The organism is Streptomyces sp. NPDC040405 (genome assembly GCF_055595765.1).
In genome coordinates, this window is sequence record NZ_JBVIVI010000011.1 from 49,727 (window position 1) to 72,503 (window position 22,777).

The 22,777-nt window shown below is 72.4% G+C and carries 22 protein-coding genes; 15 read left to right on the top strand and 7 right to left on the bottom strand.

Annotated features, from left to right (window positions below):
• The first annotated feature begins 20 nt into the window (after window positions 1-20).
• Genes dxs through ACZ59A_RS34905 form a run of 3 tightly spaced genes read left to right on the top strand, consistent with a single transcriptional unit; the run spans window position 21 to window position 4,564 of the window.
• On the top strand, window positions 21-1,937 hold the full coding sequence (dxs, locus tag ACZ59A_RS34895; RefSeq protein WP_470967203.1) for a 1-deoxy-D-xylulose-5-phosphate synthase: 1,917 nt from the start codon (window positions 21-23) through the stop codon (window positions 1,935-1,937).
• Window positions 1,934-3,334 (top strand): aspartate aminotransferase family protein, encoded by a 1,401-nt coding sequence (locus tag ACZ59A_RS34900; RefSeq protein WP_470967206.1) that lies wholly within the window; start codon window positions 1,934-1,936, stop codon window positions 3,332-3,334. The genes dxs and ACZ59A_RS34900 overlap by 4 nt, the downstream gene beginning before the upstream one ends.
• A gap of 18 nt (window positions 3,335-3,352) precedes the next feature.
• Window positions 3,353-4,564, top strand: coding sequence for a serpin family protein (locus ACZ59A_RS34905; protein ID WP_470967208.1), 1,212 nt, complete (start codon window positions 3,353-3,355; stop codon window positions 4,562-4,564).
• A gap of 10 nt (window positions 4,565-4,574) precedes the next feature.
• Here ACZ59A_RS34905 and ACZ59A_RS34910 read toward each other — a convergent pair whose 3' ends face one another.
• Window positions 4,575-5,393, bottom strand: coding sequence for a tyrosine-protein phosphatase (locus tag ACZ59A_RS34910; protein ID WP_470967211.1), 819 nt, complete (start codon window positions 5,391-5,393; stop codon window positions 4,575-4,577).
• A 171-nt stretch (window positions 5,394-5,564) separates the two neighbouring features.
• Between ACZ59A_RS34910 and ACZ59A_RS34915 the strand changes: the two genes are divergently transcribed.
• Together ACZ59A_RS34915 and ACZ59A_RS34920 are read left to right on the top strand one after the other, a co-directional pair.
• A complete protein-coding gene (locus ACZ59A_RS34915) occupies window positions 5,565-7,676 on the top strand; it encodes an alpha-galactosidase (RefSeq protein WP_470967213.1) in 2,112 nt (703 codons plus the stop codon).
• A 66-nt stretch (window positions 7,677-7,742) separates the two neighbouring features.
• Window positions 7,743-8,540 carry an SGNH/GDSL hydrolase family protein gene (locus tag ACZ59A_RS34920; RefSeq protein WP_468046276.1) on the top strand — a complete coding sequence of 266 codons (798 nt, stop codon included), beginning with the start codon at window positions 7,743-7,745 and terminating at the stop codon, window positions 8,538-8,540.
• A gap of 41 nt (window positions 8,541-8,581) precedes the next feature.
• Here the strand turns inward: ACZ59A_RS34920 and ACZ59A_RS34925 are convergent, their stop codons facing one another.
• Window positions 8,582-9,025, bottom strand: a complete 444-nt coding sequence (locus ACZ59A_RS34925) for an ATP-binding protein (protein WP_234364982.1) — start codon at window positions 9,023-9,025, stop codon at window positions 8,582-8,584.
• Window positions 9,026-9,162: 137 nt separating this feature from the next.
• Between ACZ59A_RS34925 and ACZ59A_RS34930 the strand changes: the two genes are divergently transcribed.
• The 3 genes from ACZ59A_RS34930 to ACZ59A_RS34940 all read left to right on the top strand — a co-directional run bounded on the left by ACZ59A_RS34930 (window position 9,163) and on the right by ACZ59A_RS34940 (window position 11,215).
• Window positions 9,163-10,029 (top strand): helix-turn-helix domain-containing protein, encoded by an 867-nt coding sequence (locus ACZ59A_RS34930; RefSeq protein WP_468046279.1) that lies wholly within the window; start codon window positions 9,163-9,165, stop codon window positions 10,027-10,029.
• 3 nt (window positions 10,030-10,032) lie between these two features.
• Entirely contained in the window at window positions 10,033-10,284 is a 252-nt protein-coding gene (locus ACZ59A_RS34935; protein ID WP_468046281.1) for a DUF397 domain-containing protein, read from the top strand.
• A 184-nt stretch (window positions 10,285-10,468) separates the two neighbouring features.
• A complete protein-coding gene (locus ACZ59A_RS34940) occupies window positions 10,469-11,215 on the top strand; it encodes an SAM-dependent methyltransferase (RefSeq protein WP_470967674.1) in 747 nt (248 codons plus the stop codon).
• Here ACZ59A_RS34940 and ACZ59A_RS34945 read toward each other — a convergent pair.
• The 5 genes from ACZ59A_RS34945 to ACZ59A_RS34965 are packed head-to-tail and all read right to left on the bottom strand — an operon-like array spanning window position 11,185 to window position 16,365.
• A complete protein-coding gene (locus ACZ59A_RS34945) occupies window positions 11,185-12,060 on the bottom strand; it encodes an STM4011 family radical SAM protein (protein ID WP_470967217.1) in 876 nt (291 codons plus the stop codon). The two genes, ACZ59A_RS34940 and ACZ59A_RS34945, sit on opposite strands and share 31 nt — an antisense overlap.
• Window positions 12,061-12,076: 16 nt before the next feature.
• On the bottom strand, window positions 12,077-13,423 hold the full coding sequence (locus ACZ59A_RS34950; RefSeq protein WP_470967220.1) for an STM4012 family radical SAM protein: 1,347 nt from the start codon (window positions 13,421-13,423) through the stop codon (window positions 12,077-12,079).
• Window positions 13,420-14,223, bottom strand: a complete 804-nt coding sequence (locus ACZ59A_RS34955; RefSeq protein ID WP_470967677.1) for an STM4013/SEN3800 family hydrolase — start codon at window positions 14,221-14,223, stop codon at window positions 13,420-13,422. The genes ACZ59A_RS34950 and ACZ59A_RS34955 overlap by 4 nt, the downstream gene beginning before the upstream one ends.
• A 22-nt stretch (window positions 14,224-14,245) precedes the next feature.
• Window positions 14,246-15,373: an STM4014 family protein gene (locus ACZ59A_RS34960; protein ID WP_470967223.1), complete on the bottom strand. Its 1,128-nt coding sequence runs from the start codon at window positions 15,371-15,373 to the stop codon at window positions 14,246-14,248.
• Window positions 15,374-15,408: 35 nt separating this feature from the next.
• Window positions 15,409-16,365, bottom strand: a complete 957-nt coding sequence (locus ACZ59A_RS34965) for an STM4015 family protein (RefSeq protein WP_470967225.1) — start codon at window positions 16,363-16,365, stop codon at window positions 15,409-15,411.
• A 207-nt stretch (window positions 16,366-16,572) separates the two neighbouring features.
• Here ACZ59A_RS34965 and ACZ59A_RS34970 point away from each other — a divergent pair, with 207 nt between their 5' ends.
• The 7 genes from ACZ59A_RS34970 (at window position 16,573) to ACZ59A_RS35000 (ending at window position 22,774) form a co-directional block, all read left to right on the top strand.
• Window positions 16,573-16,899: a hypothetical protein gene (locus tag ACZ59A_RS34970; protein WP_468046291.1), complete on the top strand. Its 327-nt coding sequence runs from the start codon at window positions 16,573-16,575 to the stop codon at window positions 16,897-16,899.
• A 60-nt stretch (window positions 16,900-16,959) separates the two neighbouring features.
• A complete protein-coding gene (locus tag ACZ59A_RS34975) occupies window positions 16,960-18,114 on the top strand; it encodes a DUF6745 domain-containing protein (RefSeq protein ID WP_470967228.1) in 1,155 nt (384 codons plus the stop codon).
• A gap of 100 nt (window positions 18,115-18,214) precedes the next feature.
• Complete coding sequence (locus ACZ59A_RS34980) at window positions 18,215-19,126, top strand: glycoside hydrolase family 19 protein (protein WP_470967230.1); 912 nt, start codon at window positions 18,215-18,217, stop codon at window positions 19,124-19,126.
• A gap of 87 nt (window positions 19,127-19,213) precedes the next feature.
• Entirely contained in the window at window positions 19,214-20,065 is an 852-nt protein-coding gene (locus ACZ59A_RS34985) for a GNAT family N-acetyltransferase (protein WP_470967233.1), read from the top strand.
• A 154-nt stretch (window positions 20,066-20,219) separates the two neighbouring features.
• Window positions 20,220-21,440 (top strand): MBL fold metallo-hydrolase, encoded by a 1,221-nt coding sequence (locus ACZ59A_RS34990; RefSeq protein ID WP_470967235.1) that lies wholly within the window; start codon window positions 20,220-20,222, stop codon window positions 21,438-21,440.
• A gap of 99 nt (window positions 21,441-21,539) precedes the next feature.
• Window positions 21,540-22,397, top strand: coding sequence for a chitosanase (locus ACZ59A_RS34995; protein WP_470967238.1), 858 nt, complete (start codon window positions 21,540-21,542; stop codon window positions 22,395-22,397).
• A gap of 68 nt (window positions 22,398-22,465) precedes the next feature.
• Window positions 22,466-22,774, top strand: a complete 309-nt coding sequence (locus ACZ59A_RS35000) for a trypco2 family protein (RefSeq protein WP_470967240.1) — start codon at window positions 22,466-22,468, stop codon at window positions 22,772-22,774.
• Window positions 22,775-22,777 lie beyond the last annotated feature (3 nt).

Consider the following 22,777-nt stretch of genomic DNA (forward strand, 5'->3'; position numbering starts at 1 on the left):
ACCGAGGAGGGGAACCGAGCATGCCGCTGCTGGAGAACATCCGGGGCCCGCACGACCTCAAGGCGCTGACCAGGGAGGAGCTTGCCGCACTCGCCCAGGAGATCAGGGAGTTCCTGATCACCGCGGTGGCCAGGACCGGCGGCCATCTGGGCCCCAACCTGGGCGTCGTCGAGCTGTCCATAGCCCTGCACCGCGTCTTCGACTCGCCGGTGGACCGCATCCTGTGGGACACCGGCCACCAGAGTTACGTCCACAAGCTGCTCACCGGCCGCCAGGACTTCTCCAAGCTCCGCGGCAAGGGCGGCCTCTCCGGCTATCCGTCGCGCGCCGAGTCAAGCCACGACGTCATCGAGAACAGCCATGCCTCCACCGTGCTCGGCTGGGCCGACGGCCTCGCCAAGGCCAACGAGATCCGCGGCCGCACCGACCATGTGGTCGCGGTCATCGGCGACGGCGCGCTCACCGGCGGCATGGCCTGGGAGGCGCTCAACAACATCGCCGCCGCCCGCGACCGCCCGCTGATCATCGTCGTCAACGACAACGAACGCTCCTACGCGCCCACCATCGGCGGCCTCGCCGGGCACCTCGCCACCCTCCGCACCACCGACGGCTACGAACGCTTCCTCGCCTGGGGCAAGGACGTCCTCCAGCGCACCCCCGTCGTCGGACAGCCGCTGTACGGATCGCTGCACGGCGCGAAGAAGGGGTTCAAGGAGACCTTCGCGCCGCAGGGCATGTTCGAGGACCTGGGGCTGAAGTACGTGGGCCCGATCGACGGCCACGACACGGAGGCCGTCGAGGGGGCGCTGCGCCGCGCCAAGCGGTTCCACGGCCCCGTCCTCGTCCACTGCCTCACCGAGAAGGGGCGCGGCTACCGGCCCGCCCTGGAGGACGAGGCCGACCGCTTCCACACCGTCGCCGCGATGGACCCGCTCACCTGCGCACCCCTCATCCCCTCCGGCGGCCGGTCGTGGACGTCGGTGTTCGGCGAGGAGATGGTGCGGATCGGGGCCGAGCGGCCCGACGTGGTGGCGCTCACCGCCGCGATGCTCGATCCCGTCGGCCTCGCGGGCTTCGCCGAGGCGTACCCGGACCGGGTGTGGGACGTCGGCATCGCCGAGCAGCACGCCGCGGTCTCGGCGGCCGGGCTCGCCACCGGCGGGCTGCACCCGGTCTTCGCCGTCTACGCGACCTTCCTCAACCGCGCCTTCGACCAGCTGCTGATGGACGTCGCCCTGCACAAATGCGGGGTGACGTTCGTCCTCGACCGCGCCGGAGTCACCGGCACTGACGGGGCCAGCCACAACGGCATGTGGGACATGTCCGTCCTCCAGGTGGTGCCGGGCCTGCGGATCGCCGCCCCGCGCGACGCGGACCAGCTGCGCGCCCAGCTGAGGGAGGCGATCGACGTGGACGACGCGCCGACCGTCGTCCGCTTCCCCAAGGAGTCGGTGGGGCCGCCCATCCCGGCCGTCGAGCGGATCGGCGGCATGGACGTCCTGCGCCGCGGCGACGGCGACGACGTGCTGCTCGTGGTCGCCGGGGTCATGGCGCCGGTGGGCCTGCGCGCCGCCGAGCTGCTGTCCGAGCGCGGCATCGGCTGCACCGTGGTCGACCCGCGCTGGCTCAAGCCCGTCGACCCCGGACTGCCCGCGCTCGCGGCCCGCCACCGCGCGGTGGCCGTCGTCGAGGACAACGTGCGCAGCGCCGGAGTGGGCGCGGCCATCGGCCAGGCGCTGCGGGACGCCGGGGTCGACCTGCCGCTGCGGACCTTCGGTATCCCCGAGGCGTTCCTGCCGCACGCCAAGCGCGGCGAGGTGCTCGCCGACATCGGGCTCACCCCCGCCGAGATCGCGGGCCGGATCGGTGCGGCCCTCACCCGTGCCGACGGGCGCGCCGCCGCCGCGGAGGCCGCCGCCAAGGAGAGGGACGCATGACAGCAGCCGAGCAGCGCTCGGGCTTCGACCTGGGCACGCTCCTGGCCGGGCGCGGCTCCGAGCGCTATGACCTGCACACCCGGTACCTCAACCACCAACTGCCGCGGATGCTGCACACCATCGGCTTCGACAAGATCTACGAGCGGGCCGAGGGCGCGTACTTCTGGGACGACGAGGGCCAGGACTACCTGGACATGCTCGCCGGTTTCGGGGTGATGGGCCTGGGGCGCCATCACCCCGTCGTCCGCAAGGCGCTGCATGACGTCCTGGACGCCTCGCTCGCCGATCTGACCCGCTTCGACTGCCAGCCGCTGCCCGGGCTGCTCGCCGAGAAGCTGCTCGGCCACGCCCCGCATCTGGACCGGGTCTTCTTCGGCAACAGCGGTACGGAGGCCGTCGAGACCGCGCTCAAGTTCGCCCGCTACGCGACCCGCAAGCCGCGCGTCCTCTACTGCGAGCACGCCTTCCACGGGCTCACCACCGGCTCGCTGTCGGTCAACGGCGAGGACGGCTTCCGCGACGGCTTCGCACCGCTGCTGCCCGACACCGCCATCGCGATGGGCGACCTGGCCGCGCTGGAGCGGGAGCTGAAGCGCGGGGACGTCGCCGGGTTCGTGGTCGAACCGATCCAGGGCAAGGGGGTGCGTGAGGCGCCGCCGGGCTTTCTGCGGGCCGCGCAGGAGCTGCTGCGCCGCCACAAGGCGCTGCTCATCGCCGACGAGGTGCAGACGGGGCTCGGCCGCACCGGGGACTTCTTCGCCTACAGCCATGAGGACGGCGTCGAACCGGACCTGGTGTGCGTGGCCAAGGCGCTGTCCGGTGGCTATGTGCCGGTCGGCGCGACCCTCGGCAAGGACTGGATCTTCAAGCGGGTCTACTCCTCCATGGACCGGGTGCTGGTGCACTCGGCGAGCTTCGGGGCCAACGCCCAGGCCATGGCGGCGGGGCTGGCCGTCCTCGCCGTCATGGAGGACGAGCAGATCGTCGGAGGCGCCCGCCGCACCGGCGAGCTGCTGCGCGACCGGCTCACCGCGCTCATCGACCGCTACGAGCTGCTGCACGACGTACGCGGCCGCGGGCTGATGATCGGCATCGAGTTCGGCAAGCCGTCCTCGCTCGGGCTGCGCAGCCGCTGGGCGATGCTCCAGACCGCGCGCAAGGGCCTGTTCGCGCAGATGGTCGTGGCACCGCTGCTCCAGCGCCATCGCATCCTCACCCAGGTCTCCGGCGACCATCTGGAGGTCATTAAGCTGATCCCGCCGTTGATCATCGGCGAGCGGGAAGTGGACCGCTTCGTCGAGGCGTTCACAGCGGTCATGGACGACGCACACGGGGGCGGCGGCCTGATGTGGGAGTTCGGCCGGACTCTCGTCAAGCAGGCGGTGGCCAACCGCTGACCAGTTGGGGGACCGGCAATGACCGAAGCGACCGCCGCGGAGGCCGTCAACGCGCTGACCGGACGATGGGCGCGGGCCGCCGTGAGCGGCGCGGAGTCCACCGTCCTCACCGGCGCCGGGGCCTGGCCGCTGCTCGCCCTGCTCGCGGGCGCGGCCGACGGCCCGGCCCGGGGCGAGCTGGCGGACGCGCTCGGTGTCGGCGCGGACGGCGCCACGGCGCTCGGCCGCGAGGCCGTCGAGGCGATGGACACGATGGACGGCGTGGCGGCCGCCACCGGGCTGTGGACCCGTCACGACCTGCCGGTGCGGCCCGAGTGGGAGGCGGAGCTTCCGCGGGGCGTACGCGGGGTGCTGACCGGCGACAGCGAGCGCGACGGCAAGGAGCTGGACGCGTGGGCCTCCCGGTGCACCGGGGGCGCGATCGCCGAGATGCCGGTGCCGCTGACGCCCACCACCCAGCTGGTGCTGGCCGGGGCGCTCACGGTGAAGACGGCCTGGCAGCAGCCGTTCCAGCCGGGGTGGCTGCAGCCGCAGGACGGCCCGTGGCGGGACCGGTCACTGGCCGGTCTGAGCCGGACGACCGGCGACCTCGACGGGGTGCTGCGGGTCGTCCCCGAGACCCCGGCCGGGCCGCTCACCCTGTCGGGGATAGCGGGCGACAACGGGCTCGATGTGCATCTGGTCCTCGGCGCCGAGGGTGTTCCGGGCGGCGAGGTGCTGGAGTCCGGGATCGGCGCGGTGGCCGGACGGTACCCGGGGTCGGGAGGCTGGGCGCTGCAGCTGGGCGAGGCGGGGCCCGGCGTCACGGTCATGGAGGCCACGAGCTGGGACACCACCCCGTCGCTCGTCCTCACCGCCCCGCAGTTCACCGTGACCGCCCGGCACGATCTGCTGCGGCACGCGGAGCTGTTCGGGCTGGTCACCGCGCAGGACACCGCCCGCGGCCACTTCCCGGGGATCAGCCCGAGCCCGCTGGCGCTGTCCTCGGGGCAGCAGTCCATGACCGCGTCGTTCAGCGCCGAGGGCTTCTGGGCGGCGGCCGTGACCGCCTTCGCCATCGCCCCGGGAGGGGGCCCGCCGCAGCAGAAGGCCAGGCTGGTGAAGGTCACCTACGACCGCCCGTTCGGCTTCCTGGCCGTGCACCGGGCCAGCGGTCTGGTGCTGACGGCGGGCTGGGTCACCGAGCCCGAATCCGGGGCCGACAGCCCGTGGGGGCTTCCGGGGCGCTGACCGGGGTCCGTCAGGCGGTGAGCAGCCGGTCCCGCAGCCGCGTCCGCTGCGGGGCGGTCAGCCCCAGGCCCTCGGTGAGATAGCGGTCGGTGCCGCCCCAGGTCTCCTCTATCGTCTCGAAGGCCGCCGTCAGATAGGCGGGGCGCGCGTCGAAGAGCGGGCTCAGCAGCGCCAGCACCTCGGGGGACATGGGGTCGGACCCGTCCGAGGGATTGCCCTTGCGCCAGATCTTGTAGCGGCGGTGGGCGGCGGCCGACTCCAGATAGTCGGCCTCGATGGCCTCCCGCTCGACGCCGAGCGCGAGCAGGGTCACCGCGACCGAGAGACCGGCCCGGTCCTTGCCCGCGGAACAGTGCATCAGCACGGGGGAGCTGTCCTCCGCCATGGCGCTGAGCACCCGGCCGTGCTCCACGATGCGGCTGGTGATGATGGCCCGGTACGCGTTGATCATCCGCCGCTCGGCGCGCCCGTCGTCCAGCAGCTCGCGCAGGGTGTTGAGGTCGCCCTCGCGCACCATGGTCCAGAACCCGGCGCCGTCGGCCGGGTCGGACAGCGGAACGTTCACGTTCCGTACGCCGGAGAGGGAGACGTCCGGGCCCTCCAGCTTGATGTCGGCCGCGTTGCGGAAGTCGAAGACCGTGTGCAGGCCGAGGGAGTCGAGGAAGGCCGCGTCGCTGTCGGTGGCATGGGCGAGGTGGCCGCTGCGGAACAGCACGCCGGGCCGTACGCGACGGCCGTCGATGGTCGGCAGACCGCCGACGTCGCGGAAGTTGCGTACCCCTACGAGCTCGGGTTCGGCCTGCGGGACCTGCGGCGACGGCTGCGTCACGGGCGCTCCTCACGATCGGCCGCCGCGCCGCTCGTCGACGAGGCGGGTTCTGCTGACCATACGACATTGCGTTCCTGCTGCAATCAGTTCTTCGGACCGTGAGCGGGGTCATTGCCGTGCGGGGCGGCCTGCCCGATGATGTTGTTACCTGTGGGGAATTGGGGATGTGTGATGATTGAAATCGGCGGAAACGGTCGCCTCTGGCTGCTCTCGGGACGACACAGCAGCTACGCCCTGCACCTCACCGGCGAGGACACCCTGCTCCATCTCCACTGGGGCCCGCGCCTCACGGTCCCGGACGCCGAAGCCCTCGCCGCCGAACCACTGCCCGCCGAGCGCGGTTTCGAATCGCCGCTGGACGGGCGCGAGGAGTATCCGGTGGAGGGCGGCCCGCGCTTCGTACGCCCCGCCCTGTCCGTCCGCGCGGCGGGCGTACGCGGCACCGAGTGGCGCTTCGAAGACAGCACCGTGAGCGGCGACGAGCTGCGGCTGCGCTTCCACGACCCGCTCCACCACCTCGACATCACCCTCCACTACCGGATGCGGGACGACGGCGACGTCATCGAGCGCTGGACCACCCTCACCCACACCGGCACGCCGGACGACGCCCCGCTGGAGCTGCTGCGCGCCGACTCCGCCGCCTGGTCGCTGCCGACCGCGGACCGGCGGCGGCTGAGCCATCTGTACGGGCGGTGGGCCGCCGAGAGCCGCATCGCCCGCACCGACCTCACCCCCGGCGAGAAGGTGATCGGCAGCCGCCGCGGCCACACCAGCCACCAGCAGCTGCCCTGGGTCGCGCTCGACGACGGCACGGCCACCGAGGAGAGCGGCGAGGTGCACAGCTGCGCGCTCGCCTGGTCCGGGTCCTGGCGGATCGCCGTCCAGCAGCTCGCCGACGGCACCGCGCAGACCGTCGGCGGCGCCGGTCACGACGAGTCGGGACTGCTGCTCCTCGCCCCCGGCGAGTCCTTCACCACCCCCGTCTTCGCGGGTCTGTGGACTCAACGCGGCTTCGGCGCCGCGAGCCGCGGATGGCACGCCTGGCAGCTCGCCCACGTCATCCCCGGCGCCGACCGGGAGCGGCCCGTCCTCTACAACTCCTGGGAGGCCACCGAGTTCGAGGTGAGCGAGGAGCAGCAGCGCTCCCTCGCCCGGCTCGCCGCCGGTCTCGGCGTCGAGCTGTTCGTCGTGGACGACGGCTGGTTCGGGTCCCGCACCAGCGACCGGGCCGGGCTCGGCGACTGGACCCCCAACCCGGACCGCTTCCCGCACGGGCTGAAGCCGCTCGCCGACGAGGTGCACGGCCTGGGCATGCGGTTCGGCATCTGGGTCGAACCGGAGATGGTCAACGCCGACAGCGACCTCTACCGCGCCCACCCCGACTGGGTGCAGCACCACCCCGGCCGCACCCGCACCGAGTTCCGCAACCAGCTGGTGCTCAACCTCGCCCGGCCCGACGTCCGCGCGTATCTGTGGGAACGGCTGGACACCCTGCTGAGCAGCGCCCCCATCGACTATGTGAAGTGGGACTTCAACCGCTCCTTCACCGACCCCGGCTGGCCCGGCGACCCGTATCCGCAGCGGCTGGGCGTCGAGCACGTGCGCGGGCTGTACGAGCTGCTGGGGCGGCTGCGCGCCGCCCACCCCGGGGTCGCCTTCGAGTCCTGCTCGGGCGGCGGCGGCCGGATCGACCTGGGCATCCTCGGCCTCACCGACCAGGTGTGGACCTCGGACAACACCGACCCGCTGGACCGCCTCGCCATCCAGCACGGCTTCAGCCAGCTGCACCCGGCACGGGTGATGGCCGCCTGGGTCACCGACAGCCCCAACGTCATGGGCAACCAGCGCACCAGCGGGCTCGGCTTCCGCTTCGTCAGCGCGATGGCCGGGGTGCTCGGCGTCGGCGGCGACCTGACCAAGTGGAGCGAGGCCGAACTCACCGAGGCCCGCGACTGGGTGGCGCTCTACAAGCGGATCCGGCCCGTCGTCCAGCACGGTGAGCAGTACCGGCTGCGGCCGCCGGGCGGCGGCGGGCTCAGCGCGGTGCAGTACGTGCGCGGCGAGGAGACCGTGGTGCTGGCGTGGCTGCACGCGCAGGGCTTCGGCGAACCCCAGCCCCCGCTGCGGCTGCGCGGCCTCGACCCGGCCTCCGCGTACGAGGACCTGGCCACCGGAACCGTCCACCGCGGGGCGGTGCTCGGCCACCGGGGCTTGCGCACCGGGCTGCGCGGCGACCTGGCCGCCGCCGTATTCCACCTCCGCCGAACTGACCAGGTGGGATAACTCACCCCTGGTCAAGGGCTGGTTACGGTGGCGTAGGTCACGTGCCGGGGTGAATGATGTCCGGATGTGGCAGACGATTCGCAAAGACTCAACAGTGACGTGATCGGGTCGTACGCAGCCATCGGGGACAGTTTCACCGAGGGCGTCGGCGATCCCGGCCCGGACGGCGTCTTCATCGGCTGGGCCGACCGGCTCGCCGTCCTGCTCTCCGACCGGCGGCCCGAACACGAATTCCGCTACGCCAACCTCGCCGTGCGCGGCCGGCTCCTGGACCCGATCGTCGAGGAGCAGGTGCCGCGGGCGATCGACCTCGGTCCCGACCTGGTCACCTTCTGCGCGGGCGGCAACGACATCCTGCGGCCCGGAAGCGACCCCGACGATGTCGCCCGGCGCTACGAGGCGGCCGTCGCCGACCTCAGGTCGCGGGTGCCCACCGTGCTGCTGTGCACGGGATTCGACACCCGCGGGATTCCGGTGCTCCGCCATCTGCGGGGCAAGATCGCCACGTACACCGCACATGTGCGGGCGATCGCCGACCGCTACGACTGCCCGGTGCTCGACCTGTGGTCGCTGCGCTCGGTGCAGGACCGGCGGGCCTGGGACGACGACCGGCTCCATCTGTCGCCCGACGGGCACACCCGGGTCGCGCTGCGCGCCGGCCAGGTCCTCGGTCTCGAAGTGCCCGCCGACCCCGACCAGCCGTGGCCGGACGACGGCCAGCGCACCCCCGCCGAGGTGCGGCGGGACAACATCCACTGGGCGCGCGAGTATCTGGTGCCCTGGATCGGGCGGCGGCTGCGCGGGGTCTCCTCGGGGGACCATGTGGAGCCCAAGCGCCCGGACTTGCTGCCGCTCCGTCCCTGAACCGGCCCCGTAGCCCCTTCGCTCCTCAGGCCCTCGGTCCTTCAGGCCAGGTAGGCCCATACGGCGCGGCCCGCGCCGCCCGTGTGGGGCCGTACGCCCCATGCCTGGGACAGGGCCTCGACCAGCATCAGCCCGCGGCCGCCCTCCTGGTCCACGCTCACCGACGACCGCGCCTGCGGCACCGTGCGCGCACAGCCCTGGTCGGCCACCTCGAGGCGCAGCCGGGTCCCCATGAGCTGCAGTGAGCAGCGCACCTCGTCGCTGGAGGTGTGGCGGACCGCGTTGGTGAACAGCTCGGAGACCACCAATTCGGCGCTGTCGCGGGTGTCCTGATCGACACCCCACGAGCGCAGCCGCAGGACGACATGCCTTCTCGCCTCCGCGACGGACGTGCTCAGCGCCGGGAGACGAAACGCGTCCTGAAGGCACGCAGCGACTGTCGAGCCGCTGTGCCCTAACCGGAGAGCCTCGTAGGAAGGAGCCACGTCCGACACTATGCTCTGTCACGATCGCTTGTGACAAGGTTCAGTCTGTAAATTACAGAATCGGAAGGACAGACTGTTCCGAAAGCTGAGCCCGTGCCAGACTGCTGTGCTGTGACAGTAAGTGGAGGGGGACGATAGTGGCGGATGCGCGGTCGGGCGGTGCGCCGACCGTCCTGCGGGTCGTGCTCGGCAAGCGGCTCCAGGACCTTCGCGAGAAGTCCGGACTGTCCTTCGAGCAGGCCGGGCGGGCCCTGGACGTCACCCATGCCACGATCCGGCGCATGGAGAAGGCCGAGGTCGGCCTGAAGCTCCCGTACGTCGAGAAGTTGCTGCGCACGTACGGCGTCACCGACCCCGAAGAGGTCGAGGCATTCCTCTCCCTCGCGCGCGAGGCCAACAAGAACGGCTGGTGGCACCGGTTCCGGGACGTTCTGCCCGACTGGTTCAACACGTTCGTGAGCCTTGAGGTCGAAGCCAACCTCATCCGCGCCTACGAGCCGCATTACATCCCCGGCCTCCTCCAGACCGAGGACTACGCCCGCGCGGTGCTCCGCGCGGGCATGGCGCACGCCCCCGAGAGCGAGATCGAGCGCAACGTCGCGCTGCGGATGGAGCGGCAGGCCCTGCTGCGCCGCCCCGAGCCGCCGATGCTGTGGGTGGTGATGGACGAGACGGTGCTGCGCCGTCCCATCGGCGGGCCCGAGACCATGCGGGCCCAGATCGGCCGGCTCATCGAGGTCGCCGACTCACCCCAGATCAGACTGCAGGTCATGCCGTTCGACGCCGGTCCGCACCCGGCGATGTACGGCCCCTTCCATATCTTCCGGTTCCCGATCCCGGAGCTGCCCGATATCGCGTATACGGAGACGCTCGTGAGCGGCTCCTACTTCGACCAGCGCGATGACGTCTCGGCGTTCCTGGAGGCCCTGGACCGGATGTGCGCGCAGGCCGCGCCTGCACAGACCACTCAGGCCATTCTGAGTGGCATTCGCAAGGAGATCTGAACGATGGATCGCATATGCGGGAGCCGCGCCTACAGCGGCATGCCGGCCAGGGACCTCGGTTCCGAGGGCTGGCACAAGCCGTGGAGCGGTGGCAATGGGGGAAGCTGCGTCGAGGCGATGAGGCTGAAGGACGGCCGGGTGGCACTGCGCCAGTCGACCGACCCGGACGGACCGGCTCTGATCTACACGAACGTGGAGATGAAGAGCTTCATCCAGGGGGCGAAGGCCGGAGAGGCCGACTTCCTGCTTCTGTGACGCCCGCGCGACCGTGGGGGAACGACGGGGAGTGACAAGGGGACATGGTGTGACCGACCAAGAACTACCCGACCGGCGATTACCCGACCGGCGATTACCGGGACAGCGATTATCCGCATCCCGCGTCTCCGGCTCGCGGGTGTCCGGCCAGGACATCGACACCAGCAGACCGCATCCGGCCCGGATGTACGACTACTACCTGGGGGGAAAGGACAACTACGAGATCGACCGCGAGGCCGCCGAGCGCATCGTCGGGCAGTCGCCGGACGTCCTCGCCAGCGCCCGCGCCAACCGCGCGTTCCTGCTGCGCGCCGTCCGTACGGCGGTGGCGAGCGGCATACGCCAGATCATCGACATCGGGACGGGCATACCGACCTCGCCCAACACCCATGAAGTGGCCCGGGAGATCGCCCCGGACACCCGGGTCGTGTACATCGACAACGACCCGATCGTCGCCGCGCACGCCGACGCCAAGCTGACCAGCACAGCCGGTACCCACTTCACGCTGGCCGACGTGCGCAGACCCGCCGAGATCCTGGCCCACCCGGCCGTACGCGACGGCATCGACTTCACCGAACCCGTGGCGCTGCTGCTGGTCGCGGTCCTCCACTTCGTCTCGGACGCGGAGGATCCGGCGGGCATCATCGCCACCCTGACCGAACCGCTGGCCCCGGCGAGCCGTCTGGTCATCAGCCACGGCACGCTGGACTTCCACGGGCCCGACCGGGTGGCCGACGAGGTGTACCGGAAGTCCACCGCCGAGCTGAGCCTGCGCCGCCACGCCGAGATCGTGCCGTTCTTCGACGGGTTCACGATGCTCGAACCGGGGCTGGTCCGGGCGCCGCTGTGGCGCCCGGACGGACCGCCGCCCGACGCGGCGGCGCTGGCGTCCGTCGGCGTCTACGGCGGAGTGGGCCACAAGACCTCCTGACCGGGCGTGGCGGGGATCCGCTCCAGGACCCCGCCCGCGAACACGTCGTACAGCGGCAGCGACTCCAGATGGACGTAGCCGATGTGGCAGTCGCACACGGCGAGCGGACAGGCCCGGGGCCGCAGCGCCGCACGGTAGGAACCGTCGTACAGATTGCCCAGCTCGGTGCGGACGAAGTGGCAGCGGCGCACCGTGCCGTCACCGTCCACCGAGATCACCGAGGCGCCGGTCCGGCACGGCATACCGGCGCTTCGGTGGGGGTGGCGGCTGTAGCCGAAGAGCGGATCGAGCGCCGTCCAGTCGGCGGCCTCGGCGTCCGAATAGGTGTGGCCCTCCGCCGCGTTCACCCACAGATAGACCTGCTCGGGCAGCTCGGCGCGGAGCCTGCGAGCCTGGTCGAGATGGCCGGGAAGGCCGACGATCCCCACGCTGTGGCGCACCCCGCGCGCGGCCAGCTCCCGGCACTTGGCCAGGAACCGGTCGTACGGCGTCTGGCCCGGGTGGTACGTGCACCACAGCGCGAGCGTGTCGCGGTCGGCCTCGGCCGTCCAGTCGGTGCGGCAGCTCAGATTGGTCTGGATCGCCACCCGCTCGATGTGCGGAAGACGGCTCAGCTCGGTGAGCGCACGGCGGTACCAGGAGCGCGTCAGCCCCTCGCCCCACGGGGTGAACAGCACCGACAGCCGGTCGCCCGGCTGCTCCCGGGCCCATGCCGTGAAGCGCTCCAGCGCGGCCCGGTCGGCGCGCAGGGTCTCCCGGCTGTCGCGCCGCTTGGCGAACGGGCAGTACGGACAGTCGTAGTCGCAGGAGGCCAGCGGGCCCCGGTACAGGATCGTCAGGTCCACAGCGCCGCCCCCGCGATCACTTCGCCTCGTACGCGGCCATCGCGGCGCGCACGGCGGGCGAGAACAGCTCGGGGCCGAGCGCGTCGGAGCGCGCCAGGCCCTCCGCCGACAGCCTCAGCCGACCGGGCTCCGCGGCCGGATCCAGCCAGCCGCGGGCGGCGAACCGGGCCAGCTCCCCGGGGAAGTCCTCGGCCGGATCGGCGCCGAACCGGGCCCGGTAGCCGGCCACCTCCAGACCCTCGGCCTGAAGGACGGACTGGAGCAGATGGCGGCGGCGGGCCTCGTCGCCGGTGATCGCCCGGCCGTGCTCGGCGCGGGCGAAGTCGGCCTCGGGGCGGGACACATAGTCGTCGATGATGCCGCGTATCTCCCGCATGTCGACCGCGTAGTCGAAGGAGTAGTGCAGCCCGGAGGTGTAGGAGCGGGCGCCGCAGCCCAGGCCGATCATGCCGTCCGTCTGGCAGGCGTGGTCCTCGCCGCCGGTCGCGGGCGCGCCCGTACGGCGGAACATGCGCATCGACACCTGCTCGTAGCCGTGCGCGAGCAGCTGGTCCCGGCCCAGCCGGTACAGCCGCAGCCGCCGCCCGTCCCACTCGTCATCGGTCTCGGCGGCCTCCTTGCGGCCGAGGCCGGTCAGCGGGCGGACGTAGAGGGGATAGAGATACAGCTCCTCGGGGCGCCAGGCGAGGGCCGCGTCCAGGGAACGCAGCCAGCTGTGCTCGGTCTGGCCGTCGATGCCGTAGATCAGGTCGATGTTGAGGACGGGGATGCCCGCCTCGCGGATCCGGGACAGCGCCGCCTCGACATCGGCCCGGCGCTGCGGCCGGACCGCCGAACGGGCCTCCTCGTCCACGAAGCTCTGCACGCCCAGGCTCAGCCGCGTCGTCCCGCGCGCGGCGAGCACGGCGAGCCGGTCGGCGGTGGCGGTGGCCGGGGACGCCTCGACGGAGAGCGGCACGGCGGCCAGCTCCGCGCCCATCCGCTTCTCCGCGATGTCGCACAGCCGCTCCAGCTCGGCCGCCTCCAGAAACGTCGGAGTGCCGCCGCCGAAGGCCGCGGCGGCGAACCGGGCACCGTCCCCGAGCGCCTCGGACACCGCGTCCGCCTGGCGCTCCAGCGCGTCGAGATACGCCGTGGTGAGGCCGTCCGGGGCGCCGATCCGGGTGAAGAGATTGCAGAAGCCGCAGCGCACCTCGCAGAACGGGATGTGCAGATACAGCGACAGCGCGTCCTTCGGCTCGTCCGCCCACAGCGTGCGCAGCGCGGGCCGGTCCGTCAGCGGGTGGTACGCGGTCTTGTGCGGGTAGGCGTAGACGTAACTCTGGTACGGGCGGAGGGCCGGGGCGGTGGTGGCGGTGTTCATCGGGTCCCAAGGAAGAAGTGGGTGTACGGCACGGTCCAGACGGCCTCGTGGCCGAGCCGGTGGCCCGCGTAGCCGTCCTCGCCGTACGCCGTGCCGTGGTCGGAGCAGACGATCGCGAAGCCGGGGCCGCGGCCGCCCATCGCGGTGAGGAGGCGGCCGATGTGGCGGTCGACGTACTCCAGCGCGGCGGCGTGGGAGGCGCGCGAGTCACCGCTGTCGCGGGTCGCGCCCGGCAGATGGAACCAGTTGGGCTGGTGCAGCGCGGACACGTTCACGAAGAGGAACAGCCGCCGGTCCGGGGTGAGATTCCCGATGACCTGCTCGGCGCAGGCGATCTGCGCCTCGAAGGAGGTGGGGGAGGGGACGCCGAACTCCGGCTCCCAGTGGCTCTCCTGGAAGTAGCCGGGCAGCACCGAGCCCATCGGGCCCCGCTTGGTGAAGAAGCCGACGCCACCGATGCACACCGTGCGGTACCCGGCCGCCGCGAGCCCGGTCACCAGGTCCGGGGTGTCGTAGACGTACGTCCCCTCGGCCGTGGTCTCGCTGCCCGCGAAGCGCGCCGCGAACAGCCGCCGGTGCGGGCCCGGCCGGGCCGGGGTGGGCAGAAAACCGGCGAACATGGCCTGGTGGGAGGCGTAGGTGAAGCTGCCGGGAGCGTGCCGCTCCTCCCAGGCCCCGCCCGGCATCCGGGCGGTCAGGTTCGGGATCCGGCCGGCGGCGGCGAGCTCGGCGGCGACGTCGTAGCGCAGGGTGTCCAGGGTGACCAGCAGCAGATCGTGGCTGCCCACGACCGCGTTCATATCGGGTTCGGCCAGTACCGGGTCAGACTGCGGCATCGTGCTGGGCCTCCTCCCGGTGTGCGCGGACCACGGCGGTGACCTGCGCCGCGTACGTGTCCTGGTCCTCGGCGCCGCTGCCGGGCAGCCCGGTCAGCCGCGGCAGCAGATCGCCGAACGCGTTGACCTCGCCGACCGCGAACCGCCGCCACCCGGTGCCGGGCAGCAGATCCACCCCGACGCACAGGGTGTCCGGGAAGCAGGCCGCCGCCCGCTCCGCCGTGCCCAGCACGGTGCTCCACGCCACCCCGGCCTCCTCCGCGGCCGCGCGGGCGGCGGCCAGATCGCCGCGCACGCCCCCGAGGTGGAGATTGGTCATGGGGGAGCGGCTGGTCCGTACGACGGCGTGGGTCGCCCGGCCGTCGATCACCACCACCCGCAGATCGGCGGCGCGCTTGGCTTGTGACGCCTTGGGCAGCCAGCGCTCGATGTGCAGCCCGTCCGGGGCCAGCGTGTCCACGATCGCGGCGATCTCCCGCTCCCGGTCGTACCGCCGCACCCGCAGCGAGTTGAAGAGCGAGCCGTCCTCCGCGCGCTCCACCGAGGTGCTGGCCCGGATGCGGCCCGGGCCCGCGTACTCGACGGCGAGCACACCGGAGGCGGACGAGCCGTGCGCGAGCTTGACGAACGCACGGTGCATGCCGCCCGCGCCGAGCGCCGCCCGCACATCGTCCCAGCCGCGCACCGGCGGCGCCTGCGGACCGGAGGTCGGCGAGTACGGCACGGGGACGCCCGCCGCGTCCAGCACCCCGTGGCACAGCCGCTTGTCGAACAGGACGGCCAGCTCGCCCGGGTCGTCCAGCAGGGTGGCGCCGGCCGTGTGCGCCGCCTTCGCGACGGCCCGTACGGCCTCGGTGAACCGCGCGTACCAGCGGGCGGTGCCCTCGACCCGGGCCGGGTCCCCGGCGCCCCGCAGCAGCTCGTCCACCTCGTGGTCCTCGCCGGGCGACTCGATCCGCACGGTCTCGCCCGGCTCGAACCCGGCACCGCCGCACAGCACATCGCGCCAGGCCAGCACCCGGGGCGCGGCCAGCCCGGCGGCCAGGGCGGCGTCGGTGAACATCTCCACCCGGCGATGGCCGGGATTGCCGACGACCGCGAACCGCGTGCCCATGTGTCCTGATGTCCGTGGCCGGTGTGCGGCGGCCCTCACTCGGCGACCGCCGTGTAGCGGAACACTTCGCCGTCGTCGTCGTCCTCGTCGCCCTTCTCGGACAGCGCGACCTGCACCCCGGACGGCTCCAGCGCGTCGCGCAGCCGCTGCTCCATCGACTCCGAGAAGTAGTTGTGGTCCAGATCGAGCCGCGCCAGGTGGGTGAGCGGCTGGCCGTCGAGCAGCGCCGCCGCGCCCTCGTCGGTGAGCACGCCCATGGACAGGTCGAGGGAGGTCAGCTGGGCCACGACCGGCGCGGCGGCGACGGCGGCGGCGATCTCGTCCTGGATCTCGCTGTTCTGCAGGCCGAGATGGCGCAGCGCGGGGAAGCGGCCGCCGGACAGCAGCGGGGCGAGGTCGCCGACGGTGGCATCGCCTCCGTACCCCTCGACGCCGAACCACATCTCCAGGTATTCGAGGGCGGGCAGCTCGCTCTCGGCGACGCCGCGCACCACCTCGCCGGGCAGCCCGCCGGTCTCGAAGCGGAGCCTGCGCAGGTGCTGGTGCTTGACGGCGGGGAAGCTCAGACCGCTGCCGCCGCGGACGCCCAGCTCCCGCAGCGTGGGGAAGGCGTCCAGAATCCGTGTCACATCGGACTGCTGGATCCAGGAGATCTCCGAGTCCTCCGCCTCCAGATCGCCGATGAAGACCGCTTCGAGGGAGGTCAGCCGGTCCTTGGCGGCCACCAGCAGATCGATGACCATCCCGGCGTCGTCCTCGTACGCCTCGCCCCACTGACCGATGACCAGCGCCCGCACCTGGGAGGCGTCGACCGTGGTCAGGAACCGCTCGAAGCGGCCCTCGAAGTCCTCGTCCGACTCGTCGTCGTAGGGGTTGTAGGAGATGCGCCAGGCAGCGGCCTCCGCCGCGGGCAGCCGCGGGTCCTCGTCGGGCAGCGGGAAGTCGAAGGCCGGAAGGCCGAGCAGTTCCGTCAGGTATTCGGCGTGGGACATGGCGCGGGCTCTCCTGCTGGTGTCGATCGGACGTGCCGGATTCCGATGGGCGTGCGAAGAGTTGTACCAAGCCCCACCGACAGCCGCTCCGGCGGCCGTTGTCGGACCCCCTGCGTACCGTCAGGACCATCGACCGGCCGCCGTGCGACGGCCGGTGGACCGATGACGGCTGCGCCTGCGACGCGGGCCGCGGGGGAAGGGGAGCGCATGTACCGACAGGGAGACGTCCTGATCGTGCCGGTGGCACGGGAGTCGCTGCCGCCGGGCGCCGAGGGGCTGCCGCGGCAGCCCCGGGACGGCCGGGGGCGGCTGGTGCTGGCGCTCGGCGAGGTGACCGGGCACGCCCACGCGGTGGTCGGGCCGGGCACGCTGGTGCGCGAGTCGGGGCCGTTCGGCGCCTCGTATCTCCATCTCCCCGACGGCGGGCGGGTGGTGCACGAGGAACACGCGGCGATACCGCTGCCCAAGGGGTGGTACCGCGTGGTGCGCCAGCGGGAGTACGTGCCGGGCGCCGTGCGCGTCGTGGCGGACTGAGGGCGGCGGACTGAGGGCGGCGGACGAAACGGGATGACGACGATGAAGACAACAACGCCGATGACGACCGACTGGCGCGCGGTGGCCGCGGCGACCGGCCCCGCGGACCGCGAGGCGGCCGAGGCGGGCATCCGGCTGGCGTACGAGGACGCCGGGCTGGCGGCGCCGGAGCGGATCGTGTGGACCGGCTCCCCGCTGGCGGGCGCGGCGGTCGCGCTGCTGCTCACCGGGCAGGCGGAGGGGCTGCCCGGTGAGGCCGCCGAGCGGGCCGCCGACGCGCTGGCGGCCGCCGGGATCGAGCCGGTGGCGGGCGCCGCGGGCGGCTCGGTGCGGGAGGCGGTGCGCACCCGCCCCTGGGCGCGCGCCCGGCAGCGGGCGCACACCGCGCTGGGCCCGTCCGGGTGGGCCCAGCGCTGGGCGCTCACGGGGGCGCCGCTGTGGGACGTCACCCGGGGGCTGACCGAGCGCATCCGCACCGGGATCATCGAGTCCCTGGCGGAGGGGACGGGCGCGGAGCGGGCGGACCGGGAGACGGCCGTCCGGCTCGCCCTGCTGGACGCGGTGCTGGGGCAGCATGACGCGCCCTGGCTGGCCTCCGTCACCGAAGGCCCCGACGGTACCGAAGGCCCCGACAGCACCGACGGGCCGCCCGATGCTCCCGGCGGTCCCGGTGACGGGCTCGCCGGACCGGCCGCGGTCGCCCGCGCCGCCGGGTGGTGGTGGCCGTACGAGAAGGCCGTGGTGATCGCGGAGCGCCCGGTCGAGCTGCACCGCGACGAGGCGGGCCGCCTCGACCGCGGCGACGGCCCCGCGCTGGCCTTCCCGGACGGCTTCGCGCTGTACGCGTGGCGCGGTATGCCGGTGCCCGCGGACTTCCTCGGCCAGCTGGGCGCGCTGACCCCGGACCGGATCCGCGCGGAGGAGAACGCGGAGCTGCGCCGGGTGATGCTGGAGACTTACGGCTACGACCGCTATCTCGCCGAGTCCGGGGCGGAGCCCGTGCACCGCGACGAGACCGGCGTGCTGTGGCGCGTCAACCTGGCCGACGACGAGCCGGTGGTGATGGTCGAGGTGGTCAACTCCACGCCGGAGCCGGACGGTACGCACCGCACGTACTGGCTGCGCGTGCCGCCCCGTACCCTGACCGCCCGCGAGGGCGTGGCCTGGACCTTCGGCCTGGATGCCGCGGCCTATGTGCCGGAGCGCGAGACCTGAGCCGGACACCCGCACCCCAGATCGGCTTGGTCTGGACCTTGACTGGTATAGACCAAGCCGATTGAGTGTCCTCCGACAACACAAGAATTGGGGTGGTCCCATGTGGAGAAGACGCGCCATGGCGTGGTTCGCCGCACTGGCGGCGGCGTGCGCCTTATTGTTTGGCATGCCCATGGCTTCCGCGTCGGCGGATGCGGCGGGCACGGCGGACCCGGCCTCGCGCGCGGCCTGCAGCTACCCGAACTGGGTCGCGGGCAAGTGGTACGTGACCGGTGACATCGTCCGGTACACCGACGGCAGGTACTACCGGGCCGAGCACGACAATCCGGGCTACGACCCGGTGATCAGCACCTGGTACTGGGAGCCGTACGACTGCGGCGGGGGCGGGACCTCCGGCTTCGTCGTCAGCGAGGCGCAGTTCAACCAGATGTTCCCGAACCGGAACGGCTTCTACAGCTACCAGGGCCTGACCGCCGCCCTCAGCGCCTACCCCGGCTTCGCGAACACCGGCAGCGACACCGTGAAGCGGCAGGAGGCCGCGGCCTTCCTCGCCAACGTCAGCCACGAGACCGGCGGTCTCGTCCACATCGTCGAGCAGAACCAGGCGAACTACCCGCACTACTGCGACTGGAACCGGCCCTACGGCTGCCCCGCGGGCCAGGCGGCGTACTACGGCCGCGGACCGATCCAGCTCAGCTGGAACTTCAACTACAAGGCCGCGGGCGACGCCCTCGGCATCGACCTGCTGGGCAACCCCTGGCTGGTGCAGAACGACGCCGCGGTGTCCTGGAAGACCGCCCTCTGGTACTGGAACACCCAGACCGGCCCGGGCACCATGACCCCGCACAACGCGATGGTCAACCAGCGCGGCTTCGGCGAGACCATCCGCAGCATCAACGGCAGCCTGGAGTGCAACGGGGGCAACCCCGGCCAGGTGCAGAGCCGGATCGACGCCTACCAGAGGTTCGTCCAGATACTCGGCACCACCCCGGGCTCGAACCTGAGCTGCTGACCCCGGCTTCCGGGCGCGACCCGGGGGCGTGAATTCCGGGGATAAATGAGGTGCGCCGGACGGGCGGTGCGCGCCAGCCTGGAACGCATGGCGTGGACGACGACGTACGACCTCGATGCGTTCCAGGCCGCGGCCGGCGCGTTCCTGCGCGCCCGCCCGGTCCGGCACACCCTGCTGCTCACCGTCGTCTCCTCGCTGGAGGCGGCGGGCAGCGGCCGATACGGCGACCAGCCGCCGGTCTACGGCTGGTGGCGGGCGCCCTCCGGCGAGGTCGGCGGCGGTTTCGTCCGCACCCCGCCCCATCCGCCGCTGCTCTCCGCCATGCCCGCGCAGGCGGCGGACGCGCTGGCCCGCACCCTCGCCGGGGCGGACCTGCCGCGGATCACCGGGGTGAACGGCGCGCGACCGGTGGCCGAGACCTTCGCGGACGCCTGGGAGCGGCACACCGGGGAGGCCCATGGGGTCGACCACGTCCAGCGGCTGTACCGGCTGCACACCCTGACCCCGTCCGGGCCCGCACGGGGGCGGGCCCGGGCGGCCACCACCGCCGACCGCGACCTGCTGCTGAGCTGGTACGACGCGTTCGGCCGCGACACCGGAGCGCTGCCCGGGGACGAGGTCGCGCGTGCGGTGGACGACCGGCTCAGCCACGGCGGCGCCCTGCTGTGGGAGGTGGACGGCGCGCCGGTGGCCACCGCCGCGGTGAGCCGCGCGGTCGCGGCCACCGTCCGGGTCTCGCTCGTCTACACCCCGCCCGAGCTGCGGGGACGCGGTTACGCGGGCGCGGTCACGGCCGCCGTGAGCCGGGCGGCGCGTACCGCGGGAGCCGAGCGGGTGCTGCTCTTCGCCGACCTCGCCAACCCCACCAGCAACGCCCTCTACCAGCGGATCGGCTACCGCCCGGTCGAGGATCATGTGCGGCTGACGTTCACCGCCTGATAACCGCCTGGGCAACCACCTAGGGAACGACCTGAGCAGACCCGGTGCCGTCTTCCGGAACAAGGTCACCGGTCGCGAGAGTTAGTGACAGTGCAGCAGCACAACTGCACAGGCCATGGGGTGCCCCGTCGTTCCCCTTCACCCAGGAGGTGCCGTGACCGGTTCCAGCCCTCAGCGTGCCCGGCTCGCCACAGCCCTGCGCCCCGCTGCCTTCGGCGCGGACCCGGCGGGGGAGCGGATGGAGCGCATCCGGCGGTCCCCGAACTTCGCGAACGGTGTGTTCACCAACCCCGGCGGTGGCCGCGGCGCCCCCTCCGGCTCGATGCTGAAGTTCCTGCCCACGTACTTCCGCAAGGAGAACCGGATACGCCGGGCCCCGGCCGGGACCGTGCCGGTGTACCCCACCACCCTCGCCGAGCTGGCCGCGCCGCCCGCCTCCGGGCTGCGGCTGACCTGGATGGGCCACTCCAGCGTGCTCGCCGAGATCGACGGGCGGCGGGTGCTGTTCGACCCGGTGTGGGGGCAGCGCTGTTCGCCCTTCGCGTCCGTCGGGCCCAAGCGGCTGCACCCCGTCCCGGTGCCGCTGCGGGAGCTGGGGCCGGTGGACGCGGTGGTCATCTCCCACGACCACTACGACCACCTGGACATGCCCACGATCCGCGCGCTGGTGCGCACCGGCACCCAGTTCGTCGTGCCGCTCGGGGTCGGCGCGCATCTGGAGCGCTGGGGCGTGCCGGAGGACCGGATGACGGAGCTGGACTGGCACGAGTCCACCGAGGTGGCCGGGCTGTTGCTCACCGCCACCCCCGCCCGCCACTTCTGCGGCCGCGGGCTGCGCAACACCCAGCACACCCTGTGGGCCTCCTGGGTGGTGGCCGGACCCGGGCACCGGATCTACCACAGCGGGGACACCGGGTACTTCCCCGGTTTCGCGGAGATCGGGAAGTCGTACGGGCCGTTCGACGCGACCATGATCCAGATCGGTGCGTACAGCGAGTTCTGGACGGACATCCACATGACGCCCGAGGAGGGCATGCGCGCCCACCTCGATCTCCAGGGCGGCGAGCCCGTCAAGGGGATCATGCTGCCGATCCACTGGGGCACCTTCAACCTGGCCCCGCACCCGTGGGAGGAGCCCGCCGAGGGCACCGTCTCCGCGGCCCGCGCCATGGGCGCGAGCGTGGCCGTGCCGCGCCCGGGGCAGCCCTTCGAGCCGGGCCGCGGGCTGCCGCTGGAGACGTGGTGGCGGGCGGTGGCGGCCCCGGGTGCGGCGGTCGCCCCGAGGGCCGCCGAGGAGGTCCGTACGCCCACCCGTCCGGTGGTCGGTACGTCGGATGACGGCACCGACTCGGCGGTGCCCATTCCGCAGCCGTAGGACGCCAGTTGGGTCGAAAGCCTTGTGGGTGGTGTGGCGCGCTCGCTTGAATGGTTAGGAAACATTCCTAACGGACGGCTCAAGTGAACGGAGTCCCCCATGTCCAGAAGGATCGGCCGCACGGCGGCGGCCGTGGCGTTACCCGCCGCGCTCGTGCTCACCGGCGTCGGAGTCGGCGTGGGCCAGGCGGCCACGCACCCGGCCGCCGCCCCCGCACACTCCTCGGCCCGGCAGGCGGGCGTGGCGGCCAACCTGGACGATCCGGCCAAGAAGGAGATCGCCATGAAGCTGGTCTCCAGCGCCGAGAACTCCTCGCTGGACTGGCGCGCCCAGTTCAAATACATCGAGGACATCGGTGACGGCCGCGGCTACACCGCCGGGATCATCGGCTTCTGCTCCGGCACCGGCGACATGCTGGAGCTGGTCGAGTACTACACCGAGAAGAAGCCGGGCAACGTCCTCGCCAAGTACCTCCCCGCCCTGCGCAAGGTCAACGGCAGCGACTCCCACAGCGGCCTCGACCCCAACTTCACCAAGGACTGGAAGACGGCCGCCGCCGACAAGGCGTTCCAGGACGCCCAGGAGCACGAGCGCGACCGCGTCTACTTCGGCCCGTCCGTCAAGCAGGGCAAGGACGACGGCCTCGGCACGCTCGGCCAGTTCATCTACTACGACGCGATCGTCATGCACGGCCCCGGCGACAGCAAGTACAGCTTCGGCGGCATCCGCAAGACGGCCATGTCCAAGGCCAAGACCCCGGCGCAGGGCGGCAACCAGACCACGTATCTGAACGCCTTCCTCGACGCCCGCAAGAAGGCCATGCAGAGCGAGGAGGCGCACAGCGACACCAGCCGGGTCGATACCGCGCAGCGCGTCTTCCTCAACGCGAAGAACTTCGATCTGAACCCGCCGCTGAAGTGGAAGGTCTACGGCGAGTCCTTCGAGATTCCGGGCTGACCGCCCCTGTCGGTGCCCCCTAGTAGAGTCTGATCTCGGGAGACGACCAGGGGGAGAGGGGGCCGCGCATGGTGGAACTGTCCGAGATGATCCGCGAGTTGCGCGCGCAGCTGACGGCCGCGGCGGGCGAGGGTGTGGGGGAGGCCCTTCAGTTCGACCTCGGCCCGATCGAGATCGAGGCCACGGTCGCGGTCACCAAGGAAGCGGGCGGCAGCGGCAAGGTCCGCTTCTGGGTGGTCGAGGCCGGTGGCGACGGGAAGTACACCTCGTCCGAGACCCAGCGCATCACCCTCACCCTCCAGCCGACCACCCCGGGCCCGGACGGCACCCGCACGACGGCCAGGATCTCCGGGGCCGAGGTGACCGGGGAGCGCTGACCG

Excerpts from the sequence above, each read along its gene's own strand:
- dxs (WP_470967203.1), top strand. The coding sequence starts at position 21 with ATGCCGCTGCTGGAGAACATCCGGGGCCCGCACGACCTCAAGGCGCTG.
- ACZ59A_RS34955 (WP_470967677.1), bottom strand. The coding sequence starts at position 14,223 with ATGAACGCGGTCGTGGGCAGCCACGATCTGCTGCTGGTCACCCTGGAC.
- ACZ59A_RS34935 (WP_468046281.1), top strand. The coding sequence starts at position 10,033 with ATGGATCGCATATGCGGGAGCCGCGCCTACAGCGGCATGCCGGCCAGG.
- ACZ59A_RS34915 (WP_470967213.1), top strand. The coding sequence starts at position 5,565 with ATGATTGAAATCGGCGGAAACGGTCGCCTCTGGCTGCTCTCGGGACGA.
- ACZ59A_RS34940 (WP_470967674.1), top strand. The coding sequence starts at position 10,469 with ATGTACGACTACTACCTGGGGGGAAAGGACAACTACGAGATCGACCGC.
- ACZ59A_RS34950 (WP_470967220.1), bottom strand. The coding sequence starts at position 13,423 with ATGAACACCGCCACCACCGCCCCGGCCCTCCGCCCGTACCAGAGTTAC.
- ACZ59A_RS34900 (WP_470967206.1), top strand. The coding sequence starts at position 1,934 with ATGACAGCAGCCGAGCAGCGCTCGGGCTTCGACCTGGGCACGCTCCTG.
- ACZ59A_RS34985 (WP_470967233.1), top strand. The coding sequence starts at position 19,214 with ATGGCGTGGACGACGACGTACGACCTCGATGCGTTCCAGGCCGCGGCC.
- ACZ59A_RS34975 (WP_470967228.1), top strand. The coding sequence starts at position 16,960 with ATGACGACCGACTGGCGCGCGGTGGCCGCGGCGACCGGCCCCGCGGAC.
- ACZ59A_RS34965 (WP_470967225.1), bottom strand. The coding sequence starts at position 16,365 with ATGTCCCACGCCGAATACCTGACGGAACTGCTCGGCCTTCCGGCCTTC.
- ACZ59A_RS35000 (WP_470967240.1), top strand. The coding sequence starts at position 22,466 with ATGGTGGAACTGTCCGAGATGATCCGCGAGTTGCGCGCGCAGCTGACG.
- ACZ59A_RS34905 (WP_470967208.1), top strand. The coding sequence starts at position 3,353 with ATGACCGAAGCGACCGCCGCGGAGGCCGTCAACGCGCTGACCGGACGA.
- ACZ59A_RS34970 (WP_468046291.1), top strand. The coding sequence starts at position 16,573 with ATGTACCGACAGGGAGACGTCCTGATCGTGCCGGTGGCACGGGAGTCG.
- ACZ59A_RS34995 (WP_470967238.1), top strand. The coding sequence starts at position 21,540 with ATGTCCAGAAGGATCGGCCGCACGGCGGCGGCCGTGGCGTTACCCGCC.
- ACZ59A_RS34980 (WP_470967230.1), top strand. The coding sequence starts at position 18,215 with ATGTGGAGAAGACGCGCCATGGCGTGGTTCGCCGCACTGGCGGCGGCG.
- ACZ59A_RS34960 (WP_470967223.1), bottom strand. The coding sequence starts at position 15,373 with ATGGGCACGCGGTTCGCGGTCGTCGGCAATCCCGGCCATCGCCGGGTG.